We start from the raw sequence: 16,597 nt of genomic DNA, 5'->3' as shown, positions 1-16,597 counted from the left end.
CAAACCGGGCCTGGCTGGCGCCGCTTGAATAATTTTAAAAAGAGATGAGGTTACAACATGAAAAAAGGCTTGATTATGGCCGTCGCTCTGCTGGCGTCCGGCTCTGTGTTTGCCGCTACCGACCATTACATCTTGCGCGACGGCAATCATGTACAGCATTTGAAAGTCACCAAGCTGGGCAACGAATACAGCGTAACCGCCGATGTGGATTTCGAACCGAACCCCGATGAAGTCGGTAAACACGCCTGCTCCGCGCAAATATCCGGCGACGCTAAAGCAGCCGGCGAAAACGAGCTGGTCTTGAAAAAGCACATCGAAGGCGAAGCGCGTTCCTGTACGGTAAAAGTCCACCTTACCCCAAACGGCGCCAAACTCGACCAGTCTGAAGAATGCAACTACTTCGCAGCCGGTATCTGCCATTTTTCCAGCGACGGCAAAGAGCTGTTGAAAATCAAGTAAGTCCACTTTAAGCGCAATAACCCAGCTTATTGCGCTTCTCCTTCTTCCTTTTTTTCACACACCACAAATCTAACGCATCAAGTCGGCGGCAATGCCGATGCCTTAAGCGAAAATTGTGTGATATCACGCAGTGTAGAGACATATTGTCGCGCGGCAATAGGCCACATTTTAAACGTTAGGCGTCTTTGCTAGATTATCGCCACCTCATGCAGGTGCGCATGAGCGGAATCATTCCCGATAATCCAATTAGCCAAGGAGTCTTTATGAAAAAATCACACGTGATGCTGATAGCCGCCGCAGTTGTTCTGCTGGGTTCAACCGCTGCCCTGAATGTGACCGTTGCCAATGAGTCGGCCAAAGAAGGCGCAAAATCGGTCGCTTGGTACGTGGCCAATATCCAGGAGGCCAAAGTCCAAAACCAAGCCTGCCATGACAATCCAAGCAACCAAAGCAACGAAAACTGCGCGAATGCGCTGCATGCGTTAGAAATCACTTTCAAAGGCGGAAACTAATACGCTCTTACTCCAGCCTTTCCGGACATCGCGAGTTCGCGCCTCCCCTACGCGATGCCGCGTTACCAAAGGCTGGAGATTTTTTCGCCCCACTTTTCCATCGAACCCTACCTTATGTTTTTCTGGCTCCGCCAAATGCGTTAGAATACAGCGGCTGTTGATTGTCGAAAGGTGTTGTCAATTTAGCGCACCGTCGATTGCATTGCGGTAGCGTCGCCGTTTTGATTAAAATTGGTCAGCACGATGCGTGCGATAGCACGTTCCGTCAGCCGTTTACCCTCTAAAGTCAGTCTCAAACACCCCAAAGCCGGCATAGCTCAGCAGGTAGAGCAGCGCACTCGTAACGCGAAGGTCGTAGGTTCGATTCCTATTGCCGGCACCATTTCCGCATTATAAACAACGACTTACAACGCCTAAAAATCAGCCAACGTTATAAAACCGCCGTCGCTTTCCACATTGTTTCCATCAGCAAACGCCGCGAGCGGCCCAAGCGTAACCGCTTGATTAAGGAAATCGGGCGAAAAATGAGCATAACGCATAGTTACAGTTAAAGAAGAATGGCCTAATATCTGTTGAAGGGTCCGAAGGTTTCCGCCAGCCATAACGAAATGACTGGCAAAGGTATGCCGCAACACATGCGCCAATTGGCCGGCAGGCAAATTAATGCCAGTACGGCGCAACGCAGAACGAAAGGCACCATGGCAGCTAGAAAACGAATCAGAAGCCAAAAAACCGGCAACCATATGATAAACATCAACCGCAACCGGAACATGGCGATTAGTACCGTTTTTTGTATCAACGAACGAAAAACCGCAGTTTTGGCAATTCGCCAAGGTTAAACCTTCCGCCTCCGACCACCTGGCCCCCGTCGCGAGCGAAACCACCACCACATAAAAAAGGCTACGGTTCCGCGATTTTCTACACTCTGACAACAAAGTTGCAATTTGATTATGGGTCAAATAGCTCAATTCGGTTTTGGCCTGGTGAAGCTTGCGAACGGTTTGCAGCGGGCTTTCGTAGTCAATGACAGACAATCGCTTCAACTCGCGAAACACCGCTTTAAGGGTCTGGAGCTCACGATTGAGAGTTGCCGGCGAAATGCCAGCATCGAGCCGAGAGCGGCGATACTTGGAAAAATCAGGAACGCTTAACTTTTGGGCAACCGGATCACCAAGAGAATGCGCCAACGCTAAAAGGCGTCTTTTCGTACCAACCGCACTTTTCAGGCTTACCCCGTGCAAGTCGTACCAATCGGAAATTAATTGAGACAAACGCCGATTATCGCCTAGCGGCTCAATTCGGCCTGATAGAAAATCTTTGATGAATCGGTTAGCGTCGGCCTTAGTTTCGAATTTACGAATAATACGACGACCGGAAACACCATCCGGCCGAAAGTCTACTAGCCACTTATCACCGCTTTTTTTTGGCTCAACCACGACGCGACCGCATAAAACGAATTATCCAATACTTCAACGCTCGATAATCGATTGAATAGGCAATAAGCCAGAACGACGCCCAGCCCAGAATAAGACCGAGCATAAAAAACGGCAAAGGGATTAAATCCATTGCGTTCAACGAATCGGAAATGCACGTTTGCACGGTGTAGCCTGTTGGTATCTCGATTTGGTCGCGATAACTCGAAAACAATCCCATATAAAACCCCCTATTATTTACGCGGCTTTGCCTATTAATTTTCGTAACGCCAAGCCTTTTTCAATAGTTTCCTGCAAATCGGATTCGCCTAACCCCCTGGACCGGTAATAACTGATTATTTCATCGTAAAACGTGAGTTTATAGAGTTGGGATAGTGTTTGTTTCGCATTGAAGCCACGACGCGCCGCCAGTGTAATTATATTGCCGATCATCATCGCGACGTTCTTCGCTACAGGATCGATAGAGTCCTTTTTTTTTCGGCTAATATTTAGGCCGTCGGCCGGAACGTAAAAAGACGGATCAAAGGTTAATAGCTGCCAAATAGGATGAACTAGATTTTTATCAAGATGATAACGAACAAGCCCCATGCCATAGCGCCAAAGATCGGTAAGCACTTCGGCAACATCCGGCCAGGCTTCAAGGCTGCGCCCTAGATGCTGCCCTACCTCACGGGTAATTTGGTGGTGAAAACGCAATTCAATTCGGCGAACCTTTTGATTTTCGTCGTGGTTTTGCCACTGAGCTTTAAAATAATCGATTTTGTCCTCACGGATAGCCGATTTAGTTTTGTCGTATAGACAAACCTGGAAATTAGAGGCAGAACCGATTAAATAATTTTGCTCAACACCAGGACCACCGAACGAGGAAACCCCCGCCGTTAATTGCGATAAATCCAATTCCGTTACATCGTCAAATGCTCGAATAGTCCGAGCGTAGCATTTAACGTTAGAAACGAAATCGGCGGGTAACGCAAAGTTTTGATAATCAACCGCCAAATGGACAGCACAACCTTTAGGAATGGGATTTTCTAAAAAGGCGTTAGCAAAAGAGCCAAAGCCAGAAAAAAGGCGTTGCCATATTTTCGTTATACTGCGTTGGCTTATGAAATGTGGCGACAGTTCAATTTTTAGGTGCTGGCCTATCGAATCGAGCTTTTGAAAGTACGAACCGAACAGGATAACTATCCCTAAGTCGTTATTTTGCAATTTGTAGCGATACCGGGCGACTTTACCCATTTTGGAAAAATGCCATAAATCGCCGCCATTCTCGTTCAATGTGACCAACTGCGTTTTTGCCTCCGAAAAAGTTTCAAGGCGGCGAATCATTTCGGGCCGTGGCAGGCCATAAAACAACTGGCGAACGGTATCGACGGAACAACCGACTATCGACACGTTCGACAGATCGTAAAAGCCGACATCGTTAAGGAAGATTGAACCGGTTTGGTTCGGCGTTGGATCATAGGACGACAACGCGGCTAAATCATATCTGTCCGAATATTTCATAATGCTACTTATCCACACTTTTTAAGGGTTAGTCTGTCACGTGATACAGAGACGTGACCGGCCGGCGCTTGACTCGCTACACTCGCAATCGCCGGCGGTTCGTTCTGTTCACTGTTTAGGCTTTTAAAAAACGGCATGAGGGTTAGCCGGCTGAATCTTTCGGCACAGATAACGACGAACCAGACGAACCGCTATACCTGGTTACAGTCTGTTGCTCGAAATCACAGGAATACTCAATATCTAAATGGCAATGTTTAGTGGCATCAATCCGAATCGACCGGCCGTCATTGGTCGCTATCACCGCGATAGACGACCCCGGCAGCACGTAAATACCGGCCAGGCGGTAACTGGAAGAAACCGACGGTGTTGGTTTCGGTTGGTTTTGGGGCTGCGGTGTTCGAGCGTTGACGGTGGCCGGCATTGCAGGTCTTTCGATTGGCTTTTTTTGCGTCATTTTCTCGACGTCGTCGGCCGTTTTAACGTAACCCCAAACAGCCATAGCAACGAATAGCACCAACAGGCCGACGCCGAATTTAAAGCCCAGGCCATTAAATACCGTTGCAGAGACTACGCCGGTATTATTGACGGCGGTAACGTTACCGCTCGCCTTTGTGTGGCTTTTGTAATATTGCCAGACCTCAGCCTGATATTTAACCATGTGATCAGACCGAATAAATTTACTTTTCGGCCCCTGAAAACCTTTTACCGATCCTTCATAGTAATCGCGGCGGAAATTGCCCTTTTTGCCGACGGCGGTTAATTTGGTGCAGATAATGGTTGTTTCAACCATCGTTCGAACGGCGTTACAAATGTCCTCAAGGTTTTGAGTGACGAGGACAATATCAGGCTCCCGGCCGGTTTCGTCTAAATAGTGACGGTGTTCTTTTATAAACGAGAGTTGATAAGGCGGAATATTCGACGCCTTAAGGCCGGCCGGCCATATTTTCCATAATTCATCGAGCAGATATAAGGCTGAAGGCGGCATAGTAGCCGGATCGCGCCAGGCTTCCGGGCCGGCGGTTTTGAGTTTGTCTAAATCAATATCGATTAAACACCCGTCGAAATCATAGTCGGGATAATCGCGCTTTAAATTATCGATATTTAGCGGGATATTGGTAACGATTTTGCGCTTTTCGGTTATTGCAGCAATAATAAATAGCTCAACCGCTGAATAACTTTTGCCATGACCTGGCAGGCCTACTAGCGCCGGGATAGCCATTTAGGCGAGAACGGCGAAGGTTTCGCACCGGTCGCAGCATACGCGATCCGCAAAGGGTTTCCGGTAATGCGGATGGTTTTTGCCCTTAAAACCCCAGTAACCGTAAACAGGGTTTTTACAATTGCAAAGCGGGTAAGGTATACGCCTGGCAACAGACGGACAAAGTAAAACAAATATCTGATTTTTCATATTAGCCAATCCCTGGAATACGACGAATAATAAAGCGGGCGACTAAGGCACAGAGAACCACGCGAAAGCCAAATTCAAATTCGATTAAATTGAATGCCCAAGACAACCACGAGAAGTTGCCGCCGGAGTGCAACGAGTTCGACAACCACCGGAACATGTCAACGGCCTCTTTAACGCAGCACGGGTCCGGCAAGTTTTCGAAAAGCCCGGTTAAGGCTTCAAGTAGTAATTCGCCTATTTTTTCGAGCGCGTATTTAATAAGATCGATGAAGAATTCGTAAATGTCCTGTAAATAACCGACTTGGTACATATAACCCCCTACATCATCAAGAATAAGAAAACGGCACCGATCACCCAGCCTAGCCGGGCAAAGTTTTGAATCATGGTGTAATGCTCCGCGATTAATTCACAATGAAAGTCGGTTGAAAGAACGCCGAAAAAGTCTTCGGTAGTGTCGATTTCCAACGTCGGGCATTCACCGCTAGCGGAAAAATCCATTTCCCGAATTTCGTTAATACCCTTAATCGGTTCCCATTTTTCCAGCGCATCAACCCACTTTTCACCAGTTTCGCCAACTGTGTCGGTTTCGCCGAACTTTGGACCGTGGCCGTTGCTAATGTCGCCTTCGTTAACATCGGACCCTTCATCGGTTGAACCGCCGCTGGTGCCGCCGTCGCCATCGGGGTCGCCGTCGGTTGGGCCATCCTCTTCATAACAGATGGTCCAATCGAAAAATTCTTCGCATGGGTAATCGCCGTCTAAGGCGTCGTCGAGATCATCGAACGCCTCTTCGGCCTCTTCTTCGGCGTTCTCAGCGTAGTTTTCGCCAATGCCTGGCATCGTTTCCTCTTCGTCGAAGTTTTCGTCTATTTCGTTTATTTTGTTCGACTTGTTGCCGATGGCTTGAGAGGACGCCGTAGCGCCGGCCAAGTCGTTTTGTGCGGCCGCTAAGTTATTTGCGGCCTCAATCATGTTGTTTAGGGTTTCCGGGGTTGGGTTGTTTTGGTAGGCCTCTTGGGCGTCGTCATAGTCGGCCTGGGCCTGGTCGGCTATATCTTGGAAATTGCTTACCGCTTGTTGGGCGGCTAATTTGTACTGATCGACGGTTGAATCTGCCTGTTCAACTCGATCATGGTTCGGAGGATTCCAATCCGAACGCAGCAGATCCCGCGCGACTTTATCGAGTGGGTTGTTTGAGCATGTTTCGTTTTCAAAAATGCAATCGTTTGTCGGCGTGCAATATTGCTTGCGGCTGCCGGTACATTCGCCAACCACGTTCGGTTCCGTTATGCATTGGCGTTCGTTAATGTCGAAATAGAAGCCGGGGCCGCTGGTTTGGTAGCAGTTAGGGTTAAACGTGCAAATACCTTGCTCGTTTCGGTGTTCGCCGCCGACACACGGCGGAAGGCAGTTTGGCGGGGTGCCTGTATGGTATTCGGGGCATTGCTGCACTGTAGCGCATGATTGATCGGCCTGGCGAGTTTGACCGGATGGACACGGACCGACGAAATGCCCACCCGTACCGGTACACGCACCGTCTACACCCGCCGCACACGTCGGCGCTGGAGCATTGCCAGAGACAGAACCAGGTCGGAAGACGTGATAAACGTTGGGCGACGCGTCCCGCTTATAACAATAATCGTTAGGATAAGACCCGCTGCATTGCCCCGGTCCATTAAGCGTGCATTTACCAGTGTCAAAGCACGTAGGAGCTTCGGCCTTCATTGCTTGATAGGCCTGCGACTGAGCAAAATTGGCTATCTCTTCGGAACCGCTCCAATCTGTATAAACCCAGTTATGCGCAAATGACTGACTAGCGAAACATGACAAAAGCAATGCCAATGCCAGTACAGAAAAACGCCCAGTAATAAAGGTCGGCCATGTTGCCCCCTGTTGAGTTTGGTTAGTCATCGTCCCGAACCCGACGATAATCCCGAACGTCGATGTAATCATCGTGGACGGTTTCATAATGCGAGTCGTTGTAATAGTCGGCGCGGTCGTCGGCGACGGCTAAATCTGTTCCGCTAGACTCGGCTTTGCCGCTTATCTTCGCCAGAATCATTGAACCGCCGCGAGCAACGATAAACACGGCCGCCAGCGCGGCCAATATGCCAATAATGGCGCCTGAAACGGTAGTAAATCCCTGCGCGACGTTGTTAACTATGGCCTGAAATTCGTCGACGCGGCAGGCCGGCGGGACCATTGAGCCGTCTTTAGGACATATGGGCAATTTAGACATGGTGCCCCCTGTTGTTTGAGTTATGAATAAGGAAACGGCCGGTTTCCCGGCCGTTGTTGGTTTTGATTACCGGCCGCCGATTTTGCGAAGGATCATGCTACCGCCACGGGATACGATGAATACAGCCGCGAGTGCTGCCATGATTGCCATTAAGGCAGTTTTTACGGTTGAAAAATCAACCGCTTCGGTCAGGCTGGTAAAGTCTGGCGGCTCCGGGGCTTCCGCGAAGGCTTCCAGGCCGAAAGCCATCAAGAACAGGCCCAGGAAGGCCTTTAAAATGAAAAATGCGTTTTTGCGTTTAGAGTTTGTCATTTTCTGAACCTCTAATTTGTTCAAGGACGATTCGACCGAGAAGCACCACTAACAGTGGGATCCCGGCCACGATAAAGCCGCTGCCGATCGCACCGACGACGGCAGACGGGTCAAGCGTTGCGGGGTTGAATGGCTCACCCACTCCGACCGCAACCCATGTTCCGGAACAGCTCGCATCGGTGATTAGCGTGGCGGTTCCGGTTATGGTCAGTTCGCCGTTACAGGCAATTGTCTGCATGGCTGTTTATTTGGGTTTTATGTCGGTTTTGGCGTCGGGTTTTAAACCGTTTGCCATAGCCGCACCGGTTAGCACTTCGCCGGTTGTTTTGTCGATTTTGTCGGTCGGTATATCTAACGGCTCGGGTATGTGTTTTCGGATGCTGATTGCCGTTAGGTTTGCGCGGTTGCCGCCGCCCATGTCCACTTCGGCTTTGATTTCCATCAACTGCGGAAAATGAATATCGCCGGCATCATGTTCGGCCTTGAGTTTGGCAAACATGTCGTGAGGCATACGGACTTTGATAATTTCGCGGCCGATAACGTTAGGATTGCGGCCGGTTGTGGGTTTTGTGACCCATAGGGCCGCGCCTTTGTTTTCGGCGTCAATTTCGTATTTGGTGGCGGATTCGACTTGACCGACGAACGTTGTAGTTATGGTTTCCAGGTCATTGGTTTGCATGTTGATTGCCTCTGTTTGTTACGGTTGGTTGTGGGTGGCGATAATCGCCGGTTGGTTTAATCTGTGTAAGTGGTGTTGGTAGTTTTGAAGTAGCTGGTCTTTTACCGCCTGTTGTTTCGGGGTTAAGGTTTCGTCTTCAAGCTGGATAGCTAGCCGTTCAATCTGTGATTCAAAAAAGCCGATTAGCTCGGCCTTTGGCGTGTAGTGCCGAGGATCGGGCCGAGGCTTTTGCATGTAGTCGGGCTGATAGCTGTAGTTCATAGTGCGAGCCCTACGGGCCGGGCTTTCCGCTACAATAACCGGGCATCATTGCTGACACCGCGTAAGCCCGGCCGGATTTCCGCAGGCTCCAATCCGACCGAGCTAACGCGCTGTAGGCACTGACCGCCCGGCCATTTACGCTCCAATCCCTCTCGCCTCCGCTACGCTGCGCGCTCCGCTTGCCGATTAATGTGGCTGCGCCGCTTATTTTGATTTGCTCCCTCCGCTCGGGCTCAAGGCTCCCCCCCAGGCCGGTTGTGGAGAAGCCTCTAGCCGGCACATCGGTCAGTTTGCGGCCGAGTTTGCGCAAACCGCCGAGGGCGTCAAGGGCCGCTGCGCTCTTCGCAAGCTGCGCCCTTGACGCCCTCAACGGCCCGCGCAAGGTGGGGCCGCGACCGATGCGACGGCGAGAGGCTCCCCCCCAACCTACACCCACTAGAAAGAATTGAACCGGCCAAGGCCCCATCCACCCCAGGTGGCTAGCCGCACTCATATGACAAGTGGAGGCTGGGCGGCGTAGTGGGCCGCGATTGCGGTTTGAAGCTCCGCCGGCAGGTCGCGGACATAGACCAGCTTGCGCATGGCGTACAGCGTCATTACACGCTGCGTCAGGCCGTAGGGCTTTATGCCGCGTTCGACGCTTTCCTTTTCCAGGCGAAAATAAATGTCGTTAGTGACGCCGGTGCGGAAGGTGCGCTCTTTCGCCTTGGCTTCGGCCATGTCGGCCCGTTCGGGCATGTAATCGGCCGGCAAATCGGCGTCGGCCAACGGGTCAAGTGTTTGGTTAGCCATGCTTAGCCCTCCGGGGTTGTATGGTTTCTATTTGCTTAATGGCGTGTTCGACGTGGTTTCTTTCCGGCCGACCGATCAACAGTAAGGACAGGCCGCGAAGGTTTTCGCGATAGCGGGCTTTGTGGCGATCCAGTTCGGCCGGGGCTTGTTTTATGTCGCGACGGCAGGCATTCACCAGGTAATCGCAGGTTTCGGTTAGGGTTTTGGTGCTGATTAGCATGTAACCCCCTTGTTATCGACGGGATAACACCAGAAGCCAAGCAGACACAAAAACGGCCGGACCTGAATATAGAGCTGGGAAATATAAAACGTGCCGACTTCGTAGCCGAACTTAGTTACATCCACTTCCGCGCCTTCCAGAAAATCGAACGCAGGCGAGACATAACGAGAACCGGCGTAAACAATGGCACCTTGACGAATCCGACGGCGAAAGGTGCGAGAGTAGAAAAGCTTTTGGCGAGACATTAGAACGCCTCCCGCAATTGACTAGCCTGCAACCGCCAGCAACACACGATTTCGACCAATTTTTGAAGTTTAGAGACCAGGCTAGAGCGACTGGCGGAATCAGCCATATCGGCATGGCAGGCAAAACGGTAACAATCGCCGATAGCGTCCCAAAGAGCCCGAAAGCGCGCCCACATAACGGACGACTCCGAAAATATACGAGCGACAAAATCAGCCTTTTCACGTAGCTCGCGAACCGCAGTAAAAGACACAGATCCGCGCTGAACACGGTAAAGGACCGACTCAATCTCGCTTTCAAAAGTAGTAAAGGCCGAATGGTGTAATTGATTTTCCATAACGCCCCCTACTCCGCCGCAATCTCGCAAAGTTTCAAGATATTCACCATCCGACGCTTGCCCACTTTTAAGGTGGGTAAGTCGCCATTAAGGGCTTGAAACTTGATTGCATCGTAGGTTTGGCCGGTTAACTCGCCATAGCGATGCATCGTCAACAACGGCACGAAGGGCGACGGGCCCGGAATATTGCTTTTTGTGTTGTCCTGTTCCATGATTTGCCTCGGTTGGTTTTGGTTGGTTGTGGACGGTTTTAAAGTGTAGCTAAATACTAGCAACTAGTATTTAGTATGTCAACTAGTATTTAGCAAATGAAAGAAAAAATAAGAGCCATAAGGAACGCAGAAGGAATGAACAGAACGGAACTAGAAGCCGTTACAAACATTCCGGCAAAGACATGGGCGAACATTGAAAACGGACAGCAAAAAGCTAACGAAGACCACTTACTTGCAATAACAAACGCATGGCCAAAATATGCACTTTGGCTAATGACAGACCAAACAGCGCCAGAGATAGGGCAAATCAGCCCAGAGATTGAGGCCACCAGAGCAAAACTAAAACAGGCTTAGCCTTAGCGGTTAAGGTAAGCCGGCGATGGAAATAACGTTACCAGTAACGACGTTTCAGCCCTTGCGGGAAGGGTGGAACGATTGGCCCAAGAGCAGCCATGAGATACAGAGACCCCGCGCGTGTAAAACGCAACAAAATCATTTTCTGGACCGTTTGTATTTTTTTAGTAGCAGCAGCCCTAGACGATAAAGACGAAACTAAAGAGAAGCAGAAACCGCCAACAGTACCGCTAAGAGTTCCTCTGAAAAAGATTTACCAGCCTTTACGCTGGCTAAACCCGATGGAAATTGAATACGCCGCAGCAATGCACGCCTTCAAGATGTTGGAACAAGACTCACTAAAAAAAGACGCCGAACGCCGAGCCAAGCTGAAACGAAAACAACAGCCGGCAACAGAAGCAACGCCAGAAGACACCGAAGCAGAAGACACCGAAGTAAAGGAACACTGGATAAGGATCATCCGCAACGGCCGCGAATGCTGGTATAACGAGGACACAAAGAAAGGTAAATGCAAACCCGCCTAGCTTTCCTTTTTCTTTCCACTTCACCCCGCCAAAACCACACAGAACAAACCACGCCGAAAACCTAACCCATTGTTTTTAGTGTGGTTGCGCATCATTAAGCATAAAAACAAGGCACTCGTAACGCGAAGGTCGTAGGTTCGATTCCTATTGCCGGCACCATTTAGTTTTTTCAACATCTTACATTATCTTTTCAACATCTTACATTATCTAAAAATCGCCGAGCGTAAGCGTTTCGCCCTCGCTTTCCACATGGTTACCCACCTTGAACGCTGATAACGGCCGCAAGGTTAGGCTAAGCCGACTCTCGGGATGAACGCATCCAAGCCTTATTCGCAGGCGGTTCCGATTTTCGGTCCGGCTATGCAGTTTCCGGTTCGCGGCAATCGAGGAAACTTGCGGTAAGCATTTCCTTACGTTTCTTGAGGATTGCGCTATAATTTAGATGCCCATCACAAAAATGGCCGAGGCAGGGAGCTGGCGATTACGCCGCAAGCTGTCGGCACACGCTTTCGAGGGATCGCCTAGTTGTAAGGAGAGCGAACATGTCTGTTCCATATCCATCATCCGACGGCGGTATTTCGGTAGAACTCGAAAAGGGTTCCGCAGGACCGGCATCAGAGTCCGGCAAAGTCGATTTATTTCCCATCGCCAACCCAGACTTCGAGAAAGTCAAAACCTTGAAGGACTTGGCGCTACGCCACATCACGCTGGCGCAATTCCCGGTAGTAGGCGCTTGGCGCGAAAAACTGTTTGCGCCGGAAGGCACGCCGGAGATTTGCGACGAGTTGCCGCGCTTGCTGACCGAGTTTCTGCGCCGGCCCGAGAGCCAGGCCTTGCCGCCTTACACCCGGCGCGCTATGGCGCTGCAATATATCTTTAGCAACAAAACAGCTATCGTGCATCCCGAGGACTTACTGCCCGGTCAAACCACCACCAGCTTCGTCGGTCCGGTGGTTTATGCCGATACCATCGGTTATTGCATCTGGCCGGAATTAAAAACCGTCACGACCCGCGCGCAAAATCCGTTCAAGATTCGCCCGGAAGTGGCCGACCGCCTGAATCGGGAGATATTTCCATTTTGGTTGGAACAGAAGCCAATCCAAGAGCTGGCCCGCTATAGCGATTACGATAGCGCTGCTTATGAAAACCGCGACCGGATCGGCGGCGATTATCCGGAATCGATAGATCCGCCCTTGCAGAAAAGGGCCGGAGAAACCCCGAAAGCCCAGGAATTGATGGAGCGGGTGGCCTTCTTCCTGTCCGATAAAGCCACCTGCGTTTCGCATACGGTACCCGATTTCGAACGGGTGTTGAAATACGGCTTCGATGGTTTGATCGAACGCGCCAAACAGGATATCGCCAGCGGCGCAGCCGCCACGCCACAGCAAGTGGAATTTCTACAAGGCGTGATCGAGGTTTACGAAGGCGCCAAAATTTACGCCCAACGCTTGGCCGAAGCCGCCGATCAGGCTGGCAATCAGGTACTGGCGACCATCTGCCGGAAGGTGCCGGCCCGGCCCGCCGAAACCTTGCACGAAGCATTGGCGGTGGTCTGGATTTGTTACCACCTGTTACTGCAAGAAAACACCAATTTTGGCTTTTCGGTCGGCCGGCTGGACCAAATCCTCAATCCGTTTTATCTGGCCGACTGGCAAAAGCTGGATAGCCCCCAGGCACAAGACGATTACAGCCGCCGGGCCGTGGAACTGGTCTGCCATTTCTTTTTGCACTGTTCCGATCACGTGCCCTTGTCCACCACCGGCTCGGAGACCCTGTTCGCCGGCAGCGGTTCCAATCAGGCGCTGACCGTTGGCGGTACCCGCTACGAGAATGGTCAGGTGGTCGACGCCGTGAACGACATGACCTACATCATCCTCAAGGCTACCGAGATCTTGGCTATCCGCGATCCGAACGTGCATGCCCGCTATCACCGCGACGTGCATCATCGCGACGCCCAAGGCAATCCGCTGCCGGCGGAGGTGATGGACCCGTATCTAAAACGCATTTGCCAGGTCAATATTCTGACCCGAGCCACGCCGGCTTTGCATGGTGACGCCGCCGTAGTGCCGGCCATGGCCAGTTATTACGCTGCGCATGCCGGCATCAGCTCGGAAGAAGCCTTGGCCGATGCTTACGATTACACCTCCATCGGCTGTATCGAAGAAAACGCCGCGCACAAGCATTACGGCAACACCGGCTCGACCTTGATGGTGTTGCCAGCGGTGTTGGAGCTGGCTTTGTACGGCGGCAAACATCGCAGCGACGGCGTGGCGCCGAAATCGCCCAATCTGTTTTACGGCAATGAACGCTATACCACCGCGCCGTTGACCAAGCTGGACAGCATGCAGGCGTTTATCGAAGCCTTTAAATTTCAATTGAACGAAATGGCCCGCCATGTCGTGCAATGCAACAATTACTTCGGCCGTTTCTACGAGCAGTCCCGGCAGTCGCCGTTTTTGTCCGGTCTGTTTACCGGTCCTACCAATACGCCGGACAGTAATGGAGCCAGTTTTCGCGACCTGACCGCCGGTGGCGCCAAATACAATTCGGCGGGAATTGCGGTGATCGGCTTGGCCGATGTGATCGATTCGTTTTGCGTGCTGGACAGCTTGGTGTTCGGCGGCAAAATCTCAGCCGGCGAATTGCTGGCGGCGATGCAGGCCGATTTCGACGTAAAAAACTTACAACCGAAAAGCGCCTGGGCGGCATTTCGTGAATGGCTACAAAACTGGTTGCATCCCGAAGACGCTCCGCTGCCGCTACCCACTTTAAGCGCCGACCGCTTGAATAAAATCAAGGAGATGATCCGGCTGGCCCCCAAATACGGAGCCGGCGTCGACCAAACCCCAGGCGGTGTTTACAACAATGCCACAGCGGTTAAATACACCCATCTGTTGACCGAAATGTTACAGGAAGTGTTTGCCCAATACCGCACCCATCGTGGCGGGCGCTATCTGCCGGGTTACTGGAGCATGACCAATCACGCCGGCTTCGGCATGTTGACCAAAGCCACGCCGAACGGCCGGCGTAGCGGCGAGTCGTTTGCCAGCGGCATCACGCCGTGTCCGGGCGTGGTCAAAGCCAACGGCGAGCCAGTCAATTTGCTGGATCACATGCTGTCGGTGACCTCGGTGAATGCCAATACCGTACAAAACGGCTACACCTACAACCTCAGTTTGACCACCCGCGACCGCGCCCATTTCGAAGACGACACCGAATTGTTCTCGCGCTACATGAAAGCCTTTGCCGACCAAAACGGCGTGCTGGTGCAAATGTGCGTGTCATCGATCAACGATTTGGTCGCTGCCGACCGTGCCGCCACAACCGCCGGCCAGGCTGGCGCCGGCGAGGAAGAACACAAAGCCCTGGAGCCATTCAAGGATCTGATGATACGGGTAGCGGGTTATTCGGCCTATTTCGTCACGCTGAGTCCGCAAATGCGCAAAGAGATTATTCAACGGGCCAATTTCGGATTGGATAGCGGCGTCGAGCAACATACGCTCAACCCGATTTAAGAGGAGAACTGTCATGCATGCCGGATTTCCCTGTTTATTTCCCAATTTACAAAAAACCTTACGCTTGGGCAGTAATGCCGCCATTGATGCCGGCGAGTTGCCGGCGGTGTTGGACAAAGTCGAGGGCCGACTGTTGGCTGGCGGCATGGCGGTAGCCTTGCGCCTCGGGTTCGGCTATTTATTGCGCGATTGCCATCGGGATGCCGCGCAAGCCGCCAAGGCCAATGCCTTTTTCGAAGAAAACTTCGTGATCATCGATCCGATGGTGCCGGGTGGCAAACGTTACTACCAAGGCAAGTTTCTGATCCGCACCAGCCGGCGCGGCGACGATATGAATGTGTTGCTGAGGTTTTGCCCCAATCCCGAGGCGCTGTATATCAAGACCCCGTTCGGACAATCCCTAAACTCGCTGGCCTTGGTCGATACCCAAGTGCTGGACGAAAACCAGGCGGACCAAATCGAGAACGATCCCAGTAAGGTCGATCTGGTAGTGCGCTTTAAAGACGTGCAAGCCATTGTCGGCCTGCTGGGCCGTTCCGGCGTCGATGTGGTCGGTTTGCTACTGGAGAACCTGGTGCAACTGACCGGCCACGTCGGCCATCTGTTCAAACTGGGCGCAATCGCCACAGATATCCAATTGTCGTTGGACCTGCCTAAAGCGGCCTAATTTAGGAGCAAGAAGATGAACGGCAAAGCTTACATCTTCGATATCAAACGCAATGCCAGCGAGGACGGACCGGGCATCCGCACCACGGTGTTTTTCAAAGGCTGTCCGCTGAGTTGCAGTTGGTGCCAAAACCCCGAAGGCATCGCTGCGGGACCTTCGCTATCCTTTCGCGCCGAGTTATGCCATCCGGAGGACTGCGGCCTGCCTTGCTTCAAGGCTTGCAACGCCAAAGCCATAAGCTTGGCGGATCGGAGCCTGCGGCTTGACTGGGAGCGTTGCAATCGATGCGGACGTTGCGCGGCGGTGTGCTCGAATCATGCCTTGGAACAGGTTGGGCAATGGCTGAGCGTGGATGAGCTGTTTTATAGAGTCGCCATCGACAAGCCGTTTTTCGACGCCACCGGCGGCGGCGTTACCGCGTCCGGCGGCGAATGCACGATGCAGATGAATTTTTTGCACGAATTTTTCAAAAAACTGAAAGCCGCCGGTATTCGCACCGCCATCGAAACCAACGGCATGTTCAACTTCGGCCGCTTTACCCGCCTGCTGCTGCCGTGGCTGGACTTGATCTATTTCGATTTAAAACTGATCGACGAAGCCGCCAGCATCCGCCATACCGGCGATTCCAACCGGGCCATACTGGACAACTTGCTGCGCCTGACCGAGTGCGCCGCGGTTCCGGTCAAGGTACGCATTCCGTTAATCCCCGGCATTACCGCCACCGATGAAAATCTGCGCGGTATCGCCAAGTTCTTGCGCGAGCACCGGATCAAGCAAGTCAGTGCCCTGCCTTACAACCCATTATGGCTGGACAAGCTGCAGCGCTTTGGGATCGATACCGAATACCGGTGCGGCGCCTTTATGAGCGATGCCGAGCTTGAACGCTGCATAGATAGCTTGCAGGCCTGCTGATTTCAAGGAGAGTCA

22 protein-coding genes and 1 tRNA gene are annotated in these 16,597 nt (G+C 51.9%); 8 read left to right on the top strand and 15 right to left on the bottom strand.

Going from position 1 to position 16,597, the window contains the following annotated elements:
* Positions 1-57 precede the first annotated feature (57 nt).
* The 3 genes from VXJ35_RS22425 (at position 58) to VXJ35_RS22415 (ending at position 1,353) form a co-directional block, all read left to right on the top strand.
* Positions 58-459, top strand: a complete 402-nt coding sequence (locus VXJ35_RS22425; protein WP_064023273.1) for a hypothetical protein — start codon at positions 58-60, stop codon at positions 457-459.
* 218 nt (positions 460-677) lie between these two features.
* Positions 678-971 (top strand): hypothetical protein, encoded by a 294-nt coding sequence (locus VXJ35_RS22420; RefSeq protein ID WP_157198264.1) that lies wholly within the window; start codon positions 678-680, stop codon positions 969-971.
* Positions 972-1,277: 306 nt separating this feature from the next.
* A tRNA-Thr gene (locus VXJ35_RS22415) sits at positions 1,278-1,353 on the top strand.
* A 31-nt stretch (positions 1,354-1,384) separates the two neighbouring features.
* Here VXJ35_RS22415 and VXJ35_RS22410 read toward each other — a convergent pair.
* The 15 genes from VXJ35_RS22410 to VXJ35_RS22340 all read right to left on the bottom strand — a co-directional run bounded on the left by VXJ35_RS22410 (position 1,385) and on the right by VXJ35_RS22340 (position 10,610).
* Positions 1,385-2,407: a tyrosine-type recombinase/integrase gene (locus tag VXJ35_RS22410; protein ID WP_082881045.1), complete on the bottom strand. Its 1,023-nt coding sequence runs from the start codon at positions 2,405-2,407 to the stop codon at positions 1,385-1,387.
* Between the two features lie 234 nt (positions 2,408-2,641).
* Positions 2,642-3,907 (bottom strand): hypothetical protein, encoded by a 1,266-nt coding sequence (locus tag VXJ35_RS22405; protein WP_064023269.1) that lies wholly within the window; start codon positions 3,905-3,907, stop codon positions 2,642-2,644.
* A 142-nt stretch (positions 3,908-4,049) separates the two neighbouring features.
* The gene (locus VXJ35_RS22400) at positions 4,050-5,126 is read right to left on the bottom strand and encodes a zonular occludens toxin domain-containing protein (RefSeq protein WP_064023268.1); all 1,077 of its coding nucleotides are present in this window, start codon (positions 5,124-5,126) and stop codon (positions 4,050-4,052) included.
* Positions 5,127-5,316: 190 nt separating this feature from the next.
* The gene (locus tag VXJ35_RS22395; RefSeq protein ID WP_064023267.1) at positions 5,317-5,625 is read right to left on the bottom strand and encodes a hypothetical protein; all 309 of its coding nucleotides are present in this window, start codon (positions 5,623-5,625) and stop codon (positions 5,317-5,319) included.
* An 8-nt stretch (positions 5,626-5,633) separates the two neighbouring features.
* Positions 5,634-7,226 carry a hypothetical protein gene (locus VXJ35_RS22390; protein ID WP_157198263.1) on the bottom strand — a complete coding sequence of 531 codons (1,593 nt, stop codon included), beginning with the start codon at positions 7,224-7,226 and terminating at the stop codon, positions 5,634-5,636.
* Positions 7,219-7,554 carry a hypothetical protein gene (locus tag VXJ35_RS22385; protein ID WP_157198262.1) on the bottom strand — a complete coding sequence of 112 codons (336 nt, stop codon included), beginning with the start codon at positions 7,552-7,554 and terminating at the stop codon, positions 7,219-7,221. Before VXJ35_RS22385 ends, VXJ35_RS22390 begins: the two co-directional genes overlap by 8 nt.
* Before the next feature lie 66 nt (positions 7,555-7,620).
* The gene (locus tag VXJ35_RS22380; RefSeq protein WP_157198261.1) at positions 7,621-7,890 is read right to left on the bottom strand and encodes a hypothetical protein; all 270 of its coding nucleotides are present in this window, start codon (positions 7,888-7,890) and stop codon (positions 7,621-7,623) included.
* A complete protein-coding gene (locus tag VXJ35_RS22375; RefSeq protein WP_064023263.1) occupies positions 7,853-8,104 on the bottom strand; it encodes a hypothetical protein in 252 nt (83 codons plus the stop codon). The genes VXJ35_RS22380 and VXJ35_RS22375 overlap by 38 nt, the downstream gene beginning before the upstream one ends.
* A gap of 6 nt (positions 8,105-8,110) precedes the next feature.
* Positions 8,111-8,545: a hypothetical protein gene (locus VXJ35_RS22370; protein WP_064023262.1), complete on the bottom strand. Its 435-nt coding sequence runs from the start codon at positions 8,543-8,545 to the stop codon at positions 8,111-8,113.
* An 18-nt stretch (positions 8,546-8,563) separates the two neighbouring features.
* Positions 8,564-8,806, bottom strand: coding sequence for a hypothetical protein (locus VXJ35_RS22365; RefSeq protein WP_064023261.1), 243 nt, complete (start codon positions 8,804-8,806; stop codon positions 8,564-8,566).
* A 489-nt stretch (positions 8,807-9,295) separates the two neighbouring features.
* Positions 9,296-9,598, bottom strand: coding sequence for a hypothetical protein (locus tag VXJ35_RS22360; RefSeq protein ID WP_064023259.1), 303 nt, complete (start codon positions 9,596-9,598; stop codon positions 9,296-9,298).
* Entirely contained in the window at positions 9,591-9,818 is a 228-nt protein-coding gene (locus VXJ35_RS22355; protein WP_064023258.1) for a hypothetical protein, read from the bottom strand. Before VXJ35_RS22355 ends, VXJ35_RS22360 begins: the two co-directional genes overlap by 8 nt.
* Positions 9,812-10,063, bottom strand: coding sequence for a hypothetical protein (locus tag VXJ35_RS22350; protein ID WP_064023257.1), 252 nt, complete (start codon positions 10,061-10,063; stop codon positions 9,812-9,814). The genes VXJ35_RS22355 and VXJ35_RS22350 overlap by 7 nt, the downstream gene beginning before the upstream one ends.
* Complete coding sequence (locus tag VXJ35_RS22345) at positions 10,063-10,398, bottom strand: hypothetical protein (RefSeq protein WP_064023256.1); 336 nt, start codon at positions 10,396-10,398, stop codon at positions 10,063-10,065. The genes VXJ35_RS22350 and VXJ35_RS22345 overlap by 1 nt, the downstream gene beginning before the upstream one ends.
* Positions 10,399-10,406: 8 nt before the next feature.
* A complete protein-coding gene (locus VXJ35_RS22340) occupies positions 10,407-10,610 on the bottom strand; it encodes a hypothetical protein (RefSeq protein WP_054758707.1) in 204 nt (67 codons plus the stop codon).
* Positions 10,611-10,706: 96 nt separating this feature from the next.
* Between VXJ35_RS22340 and VXJ35_RS22335 the strand changes: the two genes are divergently transcribed.
* The 5 genes from VXJ35_RS22335 (at position 10,707) to VXJ35_RS22315 (ending at position 16,582) form a co-directional block, all read left to right on the top strand.
* Positions 10,707-10,964, top strand: coding sequence for a helix-turn-helix transcriptional regulator (locus VXJ35_RS22335; protein WP_064023255.1), 258 nt, complete (start codon positions 10,707-10,709; stop codon positions 10,962-10,964).
* Between the two features lie 98 nt (positions 10,965-11,062).
* Entirely contained in the window at positions 11,063-11,488 is a 426-nt protein-coding gene (locus VXJ35_RS22330) for a hypothetical protein (RefSeq protein ID WP_064023254.1), read from the top strand.
* 542 nt (positions 11,489-12,030) lie between these two features.
* Positions 12,031-15,003 carry a pyruvate formate lyase family protein gene (locus VXJ35_RS22325; RefSeq protein WP_064023253.1) on the top strand — a complete coding sequence of 991 codons (2,973 nt, stop codon included), beginning with the start codon at positions 12,031-12,033 and terminating at the stop codon, positions 15,001-15,003.
* 13 nt (positions 15,004-15,016) lie between these two features.
* A complete protein-coding gene (locus tag VXJ35_RS22320; protein ID WP_064023252.1) occupies positions 15,017-15,670 on the top strand; it encodes a hypothetical protein in 654 nt (217 codons plus the stop codon).
* Between the two features lie 15 nt (positions 15,671-15,685).
* Complete coding sequence (locus VXJ35_RS22315) at positions 15,686-16,582, top strand: glycyl-radical enzyme activating protein (protein WP_064023251.1); 897 nt, start codon at positions 15,686-15,688, stop codon at positions 16,580-16,582.
* The last annotated feature ends 15 nt before the right edge of the window (positions 16,583-16,597 follow it).

This window comes from Methylomonas sp. DH-1 (assembly GCF_046097555.1).
GTDB classification, from domain to species: domain Bacteria; phylum Pseudomonadota; class Gammaproteobacteria; order Methylococcales; family Methylomonadaceae; genus Methylomonas; species Methylomonas koyamae.
The sequence above is the reverse complement of the archived record's forward strand: the minus strand, read 5'-3'. Positions and strand labels throughout refer to the sequence as shown.